A 13,433-nucleotide genomic window follows, 5' to 3' on the forward strand; every position below is an offset into this window, starting at 1 on the left:
AATGATCAATTGGTTAGTAGAAGAAAATCAATATAGCAAAGATAGAATATCCGAAAATGGAAATAAGTTTCTTATAGGTAATGGATATCTAGGAATACGAGGAACACTGCCTGAATATGAAAAGGAACAATTTGTGGCTATTAATTTGTCTGGAATCTATGATCAAGTGGGAAGTTCATGGAGAGAACCGCTTAATGCACCAAATGCCTTATTCACTTATATTGAATTTGATGGAAAGGAATATCGTCTGCCAAATGCTAAAACTTTAAATAATAGAATGATTTTAGATTATAGGCATGGAATTTTTAAATGCGAAACAACTTTTAGTACTCCAAAAGGAAAATTAAAAATTGAAGCTGAAAGATTTGCAGGAATGGCTGACAAACATTCTATCTTAATGAAATATAGCATCATTACAGAAAGTGCTGGAAACCTCAATATATATACGGGAATTGATGGAGATGTTTGGAATATTAATGGCCCTCACTATGACAAAATTACATGCTTAGTTGAGGATGGCACCTTGATTGAAGAGGCTTTAACTCATGAAAACAAAGATAAAGTATACACCTGTGAGAAAGTTAAATATGCTTTTAAAGCGTGCGAAGAAAAAATAGAGAAAGGTAATAAGTTACTTAGAAAAATAAGTATTGATGCTGAGAATAATTCAAGTTACACAATATATAAATTTATTAGCATATATACAAGTAAAGATTGCGGTGATGCCTTAAAGAAAGCAAAAATGCTCACTAGTGATTTATATAATAGAGGCTACGACGATTTATTGAAAGTTCATAAAAATGAATGGGAAAAGCTTTGGAAAATTTCAGAGGTTATTATAGATGGTGATGATAGGGCAATGGAAGCACTTAATTATTCTATATACCACCTTCACTGCATAGCACCTAGACATTCTGACAGCCTTTCAATTGCAGCAAGAGGATTATCAGGACAAACCTATAAAGGAGCAGTATTCTGGGATACAGAAATGTTTATGCTAGACTTCTTTTTAAATACTGAACCAACGGTAGCTAAAACATTATTAAAATATAGAATTGATACATTAGATGGAGCTAAAAGAAAAGCAGAGTCTTATGGATATAAAGGAGCATTTTATGCATGGGAAAGTCAAGAAGGCGGGTATGATGCATGTTCTGACTATAATGTAACCGATGTATTTACAGGGCGCCCTATGAGAACCTTTTTTAAGGACAAGCAAATTCATATATCTTCGGCTATTGTGCATGGAATTATGAAATATATTGATCAAACAGGGGATTATGAGTTACTAGCCGAAGGCGGAGATAAGGTAATAGTAGAGTGCGCAGAATTTTATTACGATTTACTTTTGACTAAGCTGGAGTCAGAGGTATATGAACTTAGAGATGTAATAGGACCTGATGAGTATCATGAAAGAGTTAATAATAATGCTTATACTAATAGGATGGCTAAGTTTACCTTTGAAAGTGCCATAAAAATAATAGAGATAGCTAAAAGTAAGGAATGGAATATTATTAAAGAATATAATTTAGATGAATTAAAAGTAAGATTTGCTGACGCAGCTAATAAAATATATATACCAATACCTGATAATAAAACATCAATAATTTCACAATTTGACGGCTACGACGGTTTAGAAGATATAGAAATTGATAAATTAAGGGAAAGATTAATAGATGATAAGGAATATTGGGGAGGAGCTTATGGGATAGCATCTCATACAAAGGTTATAAAGCAGGCAGATGTTATAACAATGCTTAACTTGTTTCATGAGGAATATTTAAAGGAAGTATTGCTTAAAAATTGGCAGTATTATGAGCCAAGAACAGAGCATGGATCATCCCTAAGTGCGTGTATGTACGCCTTAGTTGCATGCAAATGCGGATTAGCAGATAAAGCATATGAGTTTTTCTTAAAGTCAGCACTTACAGATATAGAAGGAAAGGGTAAACAATGGGCTGGACTCATTTATATAGGGGGGACTCATCCTGCTTCTTCAGGTGGAGCATACATGACAGTTGTGGAAGGCTTTGGCGGAATATATTTTGAAGATGGAATAGTAAAATCTAAGCCTTGCATGCCAGCTAATTGGAAAAGACTTAGCTTTAAAGTATTATATTTAAATAAATTATATCAAATTGACATAATTAATAATGAGGCTGAGATTAAATTAATTTAGCAGGGGAATATTTCTACTCCTCTGCTGAATTTAAATAGTTTTTACACTTTCCCGCTCTACAAGTCTGACCGGAAGAATAGTTTCTTTCCTATTAATAGGCTTATTTTCAAGTTTATCAATTATGTAGTTTACCGCAAGTCTACCTTTTAATGGAGCATCTTGATGAATTGTAGTTAAGGCAGGTGATATTAAATTACATAAATTAATATCATCAAAGCCAACGACAGATATATCGTCAGGAACTCTTTTACCAGCTTGCTTTAGACCAGTAATAATACCAGCAGCAAGTATATCAGCAGTTGCAAATATTGCAGTAAAATCATTTCGCCTTGCTAAAGATATTCCAAGGTTAATAGTTGTAGTAGTGTCAATTTCCTGTTCAAAAACAAGTTTATTGTTAAATTCTATGTTAGCTTCTGAAAGTGCTTTTTTGTAACCCTCAAAACGTTCTGAAACAACACCTTTATATTTTATAGAAGGTGAAGCAAAGGCTATATTTGTATGACCATGATCAATGAGATATTTAGTAGCAATATAACCACCATTAAAGTCTTCAAGACTTACATTGCAGATATTAGGATTAGAAATATAGCTGTCTATTAAAATTATTGGAATATGAAGTTTGGCCAATACATCATAAAAATCGTCCTCAAAAATACCAGCCAAAATTAAACCGTCAACATTCCAGTTTCTAAGAAAAAAAATCAAGTCTTGACTTGTCTCCACAGTACGTAACATTAAATAATAACCATTTTCTCGCAAAGTAGATTCGATTGCTCCAATAAATATAGAATGAAATGGATCTTCCATAAAATTGCTATTGTGGTTAGTAACTATATGGTTTATTACACCAATAACTTTTGAAGAATTGGAAACTAGTGAACGGGCCGACATGTTTGGAACATATCCTAATTCTTCTATAGCTTTATTAATTTTTATTATAGTTTCTGCTGAAACACGACCAGGTTTACCATTAATTACATTAGAAACAGTAGTGAAGCTCACGCCAACAGCTTTAGCTATATCTTTAATTGTTGCCATTATTTAAACCACCTCTTTGAGAAGTTTAAGGTTAAACCTTGTTTAATATTTTAACATTAAAACCCAAAATTGTATACCGAATAAATAAAATCGATAGTGTACAAGCAAGTAAAGTAGATATGAAAAGGAGATAGATAAAATGATTAAAGGCGTAATTTTTGATCTTGATGGGGTATTAGTATCAACAGATGAAATGCATTTTGATGCGTGGAACATGTTGGCTAAAAAACTAGGCATTATTAATTATACAAAGGAAGATAATGAAAGACAAAAAGGTGTAAGCAGAATGGAGTCCTTAGAAGTTGTACTTTCAAAGGGAAAAGTGATTTATTCAAAGGAAGAGAAAGAAAAGTTTGCTGAAGAAAAAAATAATTATTACATTGGATTATTGGAAAAATTAGATTCTAGAGCTGTTTTAAAGGACGTTATAGAAACATTAGAAATGCTTAAACACCGAGGAATAAAAATAGGAGTTGGCTCGGCTAGTAAAAATACACATCTTATCTTAGAGAAGACTGGATTAAATAAGTATATTAATGAGGTGAGCTGTGGGCTTGATGTTAGTAAATCAAAACCAGATCCAGAGGTATTTATTGTAGCAGCAAGAAAGTTAAATTTAAAGAATGAAGAGTGTCTTGTAGTTGAAGATTCAAAAGTTGGGATAGTAGCAGCGAGAGCAGGCCATATGAGATCCTTAGGAGTTGGGCCGGAACATGATAAGCTCGGAGCAGATTATGACGCATTAACTATGCAAAGTAATTTGGACTGGAATGAACTTCTTAAATAATATTTATTTAGTTTACATACAGAGGGCTGGAAGGAGGGATGGGAATAAAATCATGACTGATAGCTATTCAAAAGCCAGCTAATGCTTATTCAGTAACAGATTATGGAGCAGCTCCAAATGATAATAAGGGATGTCTCACCTAGAAGCTATTTTCTAGTCTGAGACATCCATTTGCAATTATAAATACTTAATAATTCATTTTTTTAAACGATCGCTATGCAATTTTCTTAATTGATTCTATATACTTTTGAGCTTTTATAGAATTATATTTCCCCTCCCACTTTGATACAACAACTACTGCTAAAGAATTACCTAATACATTTACAGCAGTTCTAGCCATATCAAGTATACGATCTATTCCTGCTATAAAAGCTAAACCTTCGGCTGGAATTCCAACAGAACCAAGAGTAGCTAGAAGAACTACAAAAGATACTCCTGGTACGCCTGCTATACCTTTTGAAGTAAGCATTAATACAATCATTAAATTAATTTGGGTAGGTATAGATAAATTAATACCATATAATTGAGCTATAAATATAGCTGCAATAGCTTGATAAAGGGTAGAACCGTCCAAATTAAAAGAATAACCTGTTGGTACTACAAAAGTTGCAATGGCTTTAGGACATCCGAATTTCTCCATCTTTTCCATGATTTTAGGTAGAACAGTTTCGGAACTTGCAGTACTATAAGCAAGTATAAGTTCGTCTTTTAATATTCTTATGATTGAAAAGATACTTGTCCCAATTAATTTCGCAATTAATCCAAATACTATTAGTATAAATAAAATCATTGAACTGTAAGTAGTAAGTATTAATTTTCCTAGTGGAATTAAAGATGAAAGTCCAAACTTAGAAACTGTTACACCAATTAAAGCAAATACTCCAAAAGGTGCTGTCTTCATTATTTGATTTGTTACCCAAAACATTGCATCAGCTGTACCTTGAGCAAATTGTATAACGGGTTTTCCTTTTTCACCAATTGCAGCAGCTCCTAAACCGAACATAACTGCAAAGAAAATAACTGGAAGCATATCCCCCTTTGAAAGTGAATCAAAAATATTAGTAGGCACTATATTTATAAATGTATCTGCAAAGCTATGATGAGATACATTTTCTGCAGTACTTACATAAGTATCAATGCTAGACTTTGCAAGGTCTTGCATATTTATTCCTGTACCTGGATGCACTACGTTGGCTATGAAAAGTCCTAAAACAATAGCAATAGTAGTTACTATCTCAAAATAAAGAAGGGTTTTTCCTCCAAGTCTACCTACTTGTTTAATGTCTCCTGTTCCAGCAATACCTACTACAAGGGATGAAAAAACAATTGGAACCACTATCATTTTAATTAGTCGTATAAAAATATCTCCAATAGGCTTTAAATATGCCTCAACAGCAGGATTACCATAAAACAATCCACCCACTATAATTCCAAGTATAAGCCCAACAAGAATTTGTAATGCCAGGCCGAATTTTATTTTCTTCATTCATATTCTCCTTCTTTTATTCTAAATTTTAAATTTAATAATTAAAAGCAAAATTCAATATGACATTTTACTTCTTATAAATTGCAAATTGATATATAAACTTTAACAACACTAGAAATTATAACATGATTAATGAATCTTGTCTCTATAAAAAATTCATTTTTACAAATAAGGAATATTGTCTTAGAGTATTATTCAAATATTAGTTAAAATTTGGATGCGTAAATTTTATTTCACTTATTTATATACAGTAATTTTGTTACTTTAATTGATTATTGCAGCCGTAATAGTCTTTATTTCGGAGTAATTATCGAAATTATGGTACAATATAAGAATTAAGAAGTTTGGATGAGAAAGATTACTTTGGATAAAGATGAATTATTAAATAACAATAAATTGAAAGGTTTAAATGCAGTTGAAACTTGGAAAATATTACATGAAAACTTAAAGGCAATGAACATTCAACGATAGAGTGTTTATTGCCTTTTTATCGTATGATTTTAATGGAAGCATTTATTTGCAGCTTAAAACTCTGTTGATATTACTTGTGATTAATTATATATAGTATTATTGGGAACATTATTACAAAAGTAATGATATATATTAATTAGATTAACATCCGTCTAGTAAAATATTGTTAATATGTAATTAAATTGAAATCAGTATAATATAATTAAGTCGTATGTAATTGTATACAACAAAAGGGGATGAGTAAAATTAAAAAGCCTATTAAGAAAGTATATATGATAAAAAAGATTCAACTTACTTACATAGTCATTATTATATTCATTTGTATTGGATGCATTTTTTCATTGTATGAAAGGAATGTTATATCTAATAAATATGATGAGTTTGCAAGTGTTAATATTAAGCTTAATAATTTATCTACAGAATTTTTAAAAAGTTCAGATGCTTTTAATTCATTTATAAAAACAAAAGATGACAATGATATTATAAAATATAATGACTCAAATTATAGGATCACAGATATAATCAATGAAATTACTCCAGTTATGAAAAATGATAAAGAGAGCGGAATTTATTTAAGGATTTTATTGAACATGTTTGATAATTATAAAGATAGATCTCTTGACTTAATAAATCAAGTGAAGAATTCAAAGCAGATGGCTTCACAAATTTATGATGGATTAATAGAATTGAAGACAGCAGATTTATATATTAACAATAATATAAGCCTTTTAGAAGTAGCATACTTAAATTATAGCAGTAAAGAGTATGAACTTAAGTTAATAAATTATAAGAATGAACAAATAAATATCTATAGTTTTCTAATATTGATTGTGATAATTGGCTTTAGCTTTACAATAGTGATAAGTAAAAATTTAAATAAAACTATTGGAGAATTATGCAGTTATGCAGAAGCATTATCTGCAGGAAGATGGGAAATAACTGATATTGAGGAGCAGAAATATTATGACTTGAATAGTTTAGCAAATGCTTTTAACAAAATGAAAAATAATATTAGACAGTTTATAAATGAAATAAACGAAAAAGCTGAAATAGAGAATAATTATCAAATTGAAATGCGTAAAAGTGCAGAGAAAGATAAATTGATTAAGGAAACACAGCTAATAGCACTTCAATCTCAGATAAATCCCCATTTTTTATTTAATACATTAAATACTATAGGAAGAATAGCAATGTTTGAATCAGCTGATAACACTGTAAAGCTTATAGAAGCTACATCAAGGATATTGCGATATAACTTATATTATAAAGATAAATTGGTAGAGTTAAAAGATGAAATAAATGCAATTAAAGCTTATATTACAATTCAAGAAACCCGCTTCCAGGATCAGATGTCATTTGTATTTGATATAGATAATAATATAGATGGAATAAAATTACCACCTATGCTTATACAGCCTGTTTTAGAGAATGCAATAATTCATGGTCTGCAGGAAAAGGACAAGGATGGGATAATAAGCATTTGTATAAAAAAAGAACAACAAATTATTTCTATTAAGATTAAAGACAATGGAATAGGCATGGAGAATGAAATATTAAGGAAGTTATTGGATAAGCAAACTGATGAAAAAAAAGGACTAGGAATATTAAACGTAAAAAAGAGGCTGGAACTATATTATAGCAGAGATGATTTATTACAAATTAGAAGTCAAAAAGCACAAGGGACTGAAGTAGCAATATTAATTCCAATTTAGGGGGATGAAAGTTATGTTAAAGCTATTAATTGCTGAAGATGAAATCTTGGAAAGAAGAGCTTTACGTTTTCTTTTAGATAAGCATTATTCTCATTGTATACAGATAGTTGATGAGGTATCTAATGGAAGAGATGCAGTAGAAAGAGCACTTTTACTTAGACCAGATATCATATTTATGGATATTAACATGCCCATATTAAATGGATTAGAAGCAAGTAATATTATAAAAAAACAATGTAAGAATACAGAATTCATAATATTAACAGCCTTTAATTACTTTGATTATGCTAAAAAGGCAATAAATATTGGTGTCAGTGATTATCTATTAAAACCATTTTCTAATAATGAATTTTTTCATTCCCTTGATAAGGTTATTGAAAAAGCAGGATCTAAGGTATCTAGTGAAACTAAAAATCAAAAATTAGAGAAAAACTATAGTAAATTAATTCCATATATAGAGAAACAGGTTATAGAAGATATAGTACTTGGAGTGGCCATGACAGAAACACAATTTAAAGAATATGCGGAAATTTTAAGCATTAAGTGTACTGAGTTTTGTTGTATATTATTTAGTCTGGATACGATTGGAAAACTTGAAGAAAAAAATGTTAGAACAATAAAGAATAAACTTAATGGGATTTTTAACAATAGCATAGTTGGATTGTGCTTAAATAACATTATTGCTTTTGTTTTTGATGAATCCTTAGGCAGTAAGATTTTAGGTGTAAGATTTAAGAGAATTTTGAATGATTTGTCATATGAACTAGAATTAAATGAAGGAGAGAATTTAGCAATTAGCATTGGATCTATAAATAACGGGACTAGTAAAATGTACTATTCATACAAAGAGGCTAAAAGATCAATTCCATTAAAACAAATATCAAAAATCATAGAGAAGAAAGACATAGGGATTAACAAATATAATATTTTGTGTGGCAAAATCATAAATGAGGATTTAAATGGGGCTAATATTGAATTTGATAATGTTTTAGATCATTTAACAATGAAAAAAGAGAATTATGATTTCTGTGTAATTAAAGAAAGTATATCTAATATGCTGAACATTGTAATTGATAATATAAATGAATTTACTGGTAAAGAATCTGGAAAAAATGCTCTTTTGAAAGAATTAGCTAACTTAAGTGAACTGGCAGAAGTAAGAAGTTATACAAGTATGGCAATTAAAAACTTAATAGGCTTCATAAAAAAATATAAAAAGAGCAACAATATTGATGTTGTAGAAAAAGTAAAAAAATATATAGAAACAAACTATATGAAGGAAATAAGCTTAGATACCTTAGCGCAATATGTGTCTATGAGCACTTTTTATTTAAGCAGAATTTTTAGTAAAAATGAACATATGCCTATAAGGGAATATATTATAAAAATTAGAATGGATAAGGCAAAAGCTATGCTTCAAGAAAAAAATATACCTATTAAAAAGATAGCTATGGATGTTGGATATGCTGACGTAAATTATTTTAGCAAAGCCTTCAAGAAATATGAGAAAATATCGCCTAAACAATATGTACGCCAATTAGAGTAAAAATGCTCAGGTTATTTATTTTAAGGCACAATCAAAAAAATAACAGTCCAGTATACTTGCATATTTGGTCTATTATTTTCTTTCATGTGCCTAAGCTGGGTATTTTTAAAATATTTCAAATTATTTAAATAGGACAAGAAATTGCATAAATTCGCAAATGGTTCTCGTTGAAAATGTTTTCAGGAAAATTTATGATTAAATCAGAAATACATAAGGGGGAACAAAAATGAGTAAAAAGAAAATTATTGCTTTAATTTCATGTGTTATGTTTACAATAGGAGTGATTTCTGGATGTGGAAATAAAACTGCTACAACAAGCACAGATACAGCAAAACAGGAAACTCCAGCGATGACATTAAGAATGGCTGATAATCAGCCAGAAGGATATCCTACAGTACTTGGAGATAGAGAGTTTGCAAAGCAGTTGGAAGAAAAAACAAATGGAAGAATTAAAGTTGAAGTATATATAGGTGGTCAGCTTGGAGATGAAAACAGTACTACTGAACAAGTCCAGTTTGGAGCTATAGATGCTATTCGTACAAGCTGCTCGCAATTAGCTCAATTTAATAACTTAATGGGAGCAGTAGCACAGCCATATTTGTTTAAAGATAAAGATCAAATGTTCAGAGCTTTAGAAGGAGATGCAGGAAAGAAGCTTCTTGATAGTCTAGAGTCTGATAGTAAAATGGTAGGCTTAGCATGGCTTGATGCTGGTTCTAGAAACTTTTACAATACAAAGAAAGATGTAAAAACTCCAGATGATTTAAAGGGATTAAAGATTAGAGTGCAGGAAAGTAAACCTATGCTTGATTTAGTTCAAGCGTTAGGAGCATCACCTACGCCTATGGCATACGGAGATGTATATAGTGCATTGCAGACTGGAGTAATAGATGGAGCTGAAAATAATTGGCCAAGCTATTTGTCTACTAATCATTACGAAGTTGCAACTCACATTACAGTTGATGAACATACAAGAGTACCTGAACTTATGGTAATGAGCAAAATGACTTGGGATAAAATTAGTACTGATGATCAAAAATTAGTAGTAGAAGCAGCTAAAGCAGGAGCTGAAGTAGAAAAGACTGAATGGTTAAAGCAAGAAAAAGAGGCTGAAGATAAAATTGCAGCTGCAGGAAAAGTCACTATAACTAAATTGGATGACAAACAAGCATTCCAAGATAAAGTTAAATCGTTATATGATCAACATCCAGAGTGGAAAGAAATAACTGATTTAATTATAAATACAAAATAGACTTTTAAATAAGATAAGCCATAATCAAAAATAATAGATAAACACATTAACCTATTATTTTCTTTCATATACCTAAAAGTAAATTATATAATAAGGGAACCTGATTAAACTAGTTTAATAATCCTAAGAGGGTTCCTTTATTAATTTAACTGAAGGAGTGAGATAGTATTGGATAAAGTAAAAAAGTTTTTAAATGGAATTGACCTCATTATGGAATATATTTGTTCAGGAATTTTAGTGTTTTTAGTTTGTCTTGTTTTTTCACAAGTATTTTGCAGGTACGTATTGAAGTTTACGCCAAGCTGGTCAGAGGAAACTTCAGTAATTTTAATGATTTGGATGGGATTTATAGCTTGTGCAATAGGTGTTAAAAGAGGTATTCATTTAACTATTAGTGCATTGGTTAATTTATTTCCAAGAAAGATACAAAAGATTATTTATTATTTCGATGAAATTGCTGTACTTATTTTTGGTTTGATTATGATTTTTTATGGTGGACAATTAAGCAGTCATACTATGATGTCTATTATGCCAGCTACACAGATAAGAACAGGCTTTTTATATATGTGTATCCCTGTTTCGGGTGTAATGATAAGTTTTTATTGTATAGCAAGAATCATGAATTTGGTTTTAAATAGAGAAAACTAATACGGAACGGAGGAGAGTTATGGTAAATACAGTGGGGATTTTAATACTATTAGGTGTGTTCTTTGGTTTATTATTATTAAGAGTTCCAATAACTTTTTCATTAGGATTATCAGCTGTTGTGGCAGCTTTATATATGCACATTTCTATTATGTCAGTAGTTCAGCAGATGGCAAAAGGTCTTAGTTCATTTTCTTTAATCACAATTCCTTTTTTTATACTTGCCGGAGAAATAATGGGTCAAGGTGGAATTTCTACAAGACTTGTTAATTTTGCAAGGGTATTAGTAGGAAGAATAAGAGGTGGACTTGCTATGGTTGATGTGCTTGCATGCTTTTTCTTTGGAGGATTATCAGGTTCATCAGTTGCAGATACAACATCCATAGGCTCAATTATGATTCCAATGATGGAAAAGGAAGGTTATGATAAGGATTTTGCAGTTGATGTAACAATTGTTTCAGCAACTCAGGGAGTTCTTGTACCTCCAAGTCATAATCTGATTATATATTCCTTAGCAGCAGGTGGTTTATCAATAAGCAGTTTATTCATAGCAGGTATTGTGCCTGGTGTATTTTTAGGGTTATGTGTAATGGTATTTAGTTATATTATAGCACTAAAGAGAAAGTATCCTAAAAGTGAAAGAATTCCCTTTAAACAAGGATTATCTATGTTAAAAGATGGTATTCTTGGACTTATGACTGCCGTAATAATCATGGGTGGTATTATGTCAGGGATATGTACAGCTACAGAATCAGCAGCTTTAGCAACAGTTTATGCCTTTATAATTACATTTTTTGTTTATAGAGATGTACCTTTATCAACAATGGGACCAATATTAAAAAAATCTGTAAAAACAATATCTATGGTAATGGGACTTATCGCTGCTTCAGCTGGCTTTAGCTATATGATTGCTGTAACTAAACTGCCAACGTTAGTTACAAACGCACTACTTGCAGTTACAGATAATAGAATAATAATATTCATTATAATAAATGTAATACTTCTATTTTTAGGATGCATAATGGACATGGCACCATTAATTCTAATTGCAACTCCTATTCTTTTGCCAGTAGTAACACGTTTTGGAATGGATCCAATTCAATTTGGAATAATATTAATGCTAAATCTCGGAATAGGATTGCTTACACCTCCAGTTGGATCAACACTATTTGTAGGTTGTTCTATTGGAGAGATTTCTATAGAAAAAATCACAAAATCGTTGATGCCATTTTATGGACTTATGGTTGTAGTTCTAATGATCTTAACATTTGTTCCGCAGATTTCATTGTTTCTTCCTAGTCTTTTTAAATAATTAATACTATTTTATTAGTTTTATAGTGCAATTAAGTAGAACAAAAATCATATGTATTACGCTTATGATTATAAAAAGCAGAATAAATAGTGAATCCTGATTCTAAGATTTAATATTAAGCATTCTTAGGAATCAGGATTTTTATTGTAATAAAAATTAAAATATTTATATGAGAGGTAAAATCATGCTTAATATGAGAATATGTTATAATTATTTTATTATGGTAAAAATTGCGTGAGCATTATTGGATTGATGAAAACAAGTATGATCAACTTATTTATTCAATTTTGAAATGTGAATGGTTGTAAATAAAGTTATCATATACAAAAAATTACTATATATTTTATAAAATTTATTAATGAAAGAAGTGAATTATATGTACAATTGTGCTTTATGTGCTATTCATGCATGCAATAAGAAGGAATTAGATAAAGCGCCTAAGAATTGTCCAAGTCTTGATAAACAAATTGAAAAAATTAAAGAAGTTTATAAGGATGAAGAAAATCTGAAAATAGCTAAAGCATCAGCATTAGTTGTGAGTGAAGGATATTGTGAGAAGACAAGATTAGAAGAGATAATGGATTTTGCTAATAGATGTGAGTTTAAAAATATAGGTATTGCATTTTGCATTGGTTTATCAAGCGAAGCTAAAATTTTAAGTAAAGTTTTAAGTTATAATGGATTTAATGTGAATTCAATAATCTGTAAAAATGGAGGCGTATCAAAAGATTTTATTGATATAAAGTCAGAAGTTCCAATGTGTAATCCAATTGGACAAGCAGAATTTTTAAATAAAGCTAAAACAGATTTAAATATCCTATTGGGATTGTGTGTGGGACATGATTCTTTGTTTATAAAATATTCAGAAGCTCCAATAACTATCTTTGCAGTGAAAGACAGGGTTTTAGCACATAATCCATTAGGTGCTATATATCAAGCTGAATCTTATTATAAGGATAAACTATTTCCTGAAAAATTATCAATGTAAAATTCAAATTTGGG

Annotated in this window: 11 protein-coding genes; 9 read left to right on the plus strand and 2 right to left on the minus strand. The window is 30.2% G+C overall.

Annotation, left to right across the window (positions count from 1 at the left end; translation table 11 throughout):
• Position 1 precedes the first annotated feature (1 nt).
• The gene (locus tag CDLVIII_RS09985) at positions 2–2,179 is read left to right on the plus strand and encodes a glycoside hydrolase family 65 protein (RefSeq protein ID WP_009169331.1); all 2,178 of its coding nucleotides are present in this window, start codon (positions 2–4) and stop codon (positions 2,177–2,179) included.
• Positions 2,180–2,209: 30 nt separating this feature from the next.
• Here CDLVIII_RS09985 and CDLVIII_RS09990 read toward each other — a convergent pair whose 3' ends face one another.
• Entirely contained in the window at positions 2,210–3,220 is a 1,011-nt protein-coding gene (locus CDLVIII_RS09990; protein WP_009169332.1) for a LacI family DNA-binding transcriptional regulator, read from the minus strand.
• A 139-nt stretch (positions 3,221–3,359) separates the two neighbouring features.
• Here CDLVIII_RS09990 and pgmB point away from each other — a divergent pair, with 139 nt between their 5' ends.
• Positions 3,360–4,007, plus strand: a complete 648-nt coding sequence (gene pgmB, locus CDLVIII_RS09995) for a beta-phosphoglucomutase (RefSeq protein WP_009169333.1) — start codon at positions 3,360–3,362, stop codon at positions 4,005–4,007.
• 214 nt (positions 4,008–4,221) lie between these two features.
• Here the strand turns inward: pgmB and CDLVIII_RS10000 are convergent, their stop codons facing one another.
• A complete protein-coding gene (locus tag CDLVIII_RS10000) occupies positions 4,222–5,493 on the minus strand; it encodes a cation:dicarboxylase symporter family transporter (RefSeq protein ID WP_009169334.1) in 1,272 nt (423 codons plus the stop codon).
• A gap of 348 nt (positions 5,494–5,841) precedes the next feature.
• Between CDLVIII_RS10000 and CDLVIII_RS32480 the strand changes: the two genes are divergently transcribed.
• The 7 genes from CDLVIII_RS32480 to CDLVIII_RS10030 all read left to right on the plus strand — a co-directional run bounded on the left by CDLVIII_RS32480 (position 5,842) and on the right by CDLVIII_RS10030 (position 13,419).
• A complete protein-coding gene (locus CDLVIII_RS32480) occupies positions 5,842–5,964 on the plus strand; it encodes a hypothetical protein (protein WP_278245907.1) in 123 nt (40 codons plus the stop codon).
• A 341-nt stretch (positions 5,965–6,305) separates the two neighbouring features.
• Complete coding sequence (locus CDLVIII_RS10005) at positions 6,306–7,676, plus strand: histidine kinase (RefSeq protein ID WP_035301718.1); 1,371 nt, start codon at positions 6,306–6,308, stop codon at positions 7,674–7,676.
• 13 nt (positions 7,677–7,689) lie between these two features.
• Positions 7,690–9,222, plus strand: coding sequence for a helix-turn-helix domain-containing protein (locus CDLVIII_RS10010; RefSeq protein ID WP_009169336.1), 1,533 nt, complete (start codon positions 7,690–7,692; stop codon positions 9,220–9,222).
• A 226-nt stretch (positions 9,223–9,448) separates the two neighbouring features.
• Positions 9,449–10,474 carry a TRAP transporter substrate-binding protein gene (locus tag CDLVIII_RS10015; RefSeq protein ID WP_009169337.1) on the plus strand — a complete coding sequence of 342 codons (1,026 nt, stop codon included), beginning with the start codon at positions 9,449–9,451 and terminating at the stop codon, positions 10,472–10,474.
• Between the two features lie 168 nt (positions 10,475–10,642).
• Positions 10,643–11,122, plus strand: coding sequence for a TRAP transporter small permease (locus CDLVIII_RS10020; RefSeq protein WP_009169338.1), 480 nt, complete (start codon positions 10,643–10,645; stop codon positions 11,120–11,122).
• Positions 11,123–11,141: 19 nt separating this feature from the next.
• Positions 11,142–12,431, plus strand: a complete 1,290-nt coding sequence (locus tag CDLVIII_RS10025; RefSeq protein WP_009169339.1) for a TRAP transporter large permease — start codon at positions 11,142–11,144, stop codon at positions 12,429–12,431.
• A 376-nt stretch (positions 12,432–12,807) separates the two neighbouring features.
• Complete coding sequence (locus CDLVIII_RS10030; RefSeq protein WP_009169340.1) at positions 12,808–13,419, plus strand: DUF1847 domain-containing protein; 612 nt, start codon at positions 12,808–12,810, stop codon at positions 13,417–13,419.
• Positions 13,420–13,433 lie beyond the last annotated feature (14 nt).

The organism is Clostridium sp. DL-VIII (assembly GCF_000230835.1).
Classification (GTDB): Bacteria; Bacillota; Clostridia; order Clostridiales; family Clostridiaceae; genus Clostridium.

Excerpts from the sequence above, each read along its gene's own strand:
- CDLVIII_RS09985 (WP_009169331.1), top strand. The coding sequence starts at position 2 with ATGATCAATTGGTTAGTAGAAGAAAATCAATATAGCAAAGATAGAATA.
- CDLVIII_RS09990 (WP_009169332.1), bottom strand. The coding sequence starts at position 3,220 with ATGGCAACAATTAAAGATATAGCTAAAGCTGTTGGCGTGAGCTTCACT.
- pgmB (WP_009169333.1), top strand. The coding sequence starts at position 3,360 with ATGATTAAAGGCGTAATTTTTGATCTTGATGGGGTATTAGTATCAACA.
- CDLVIII_RS10000 (WP_009169334.1), bottom strand. The coding sequence starts at position 5,493 with ATGAAGAAAATAAAATTCGGCCTGGCATTACAAATTCTTGTTGGGCTT.
- CDLVIII_RS32480 (WP_278245907.1), top strand. The coding sequence starts at position 5,842 with ATGAGAAAGATTACTTTGGATAAAGATGAATTATTAAATAACAATAAA.
- CDLVIII_RS10010 (WP_009169336.1), top strand. The coding sequence starts at position 7,690 with ATGTTAAAGCTATTAATTGCTGAAGATGAAATCTTGGAAAGAAGAGCT.
- CDLVIII_RS10015 (WP_009169337.1), top strand. The coding sequence starts at position 9,449 with ATGAGTAAAAAGAAAATTATTGCTTTAATTTCATGTGTTATGTTTACA.
- CDLVIII_RS10025 (WP_009169339.1), top strand. The coding sequence starts at position 11,142 with ATGGTAAATACAGTGGGGATTTTAATACTATTAGGTGTGTTCTTTGGT.
- CDLVIII_RS10030 (WP_009169340.1), top strand. The coding sequence starts at position 12,808 with ATGTACAATTGTGCTTTATGTGCTATTCATGCATGCAATAAGAAGGAA.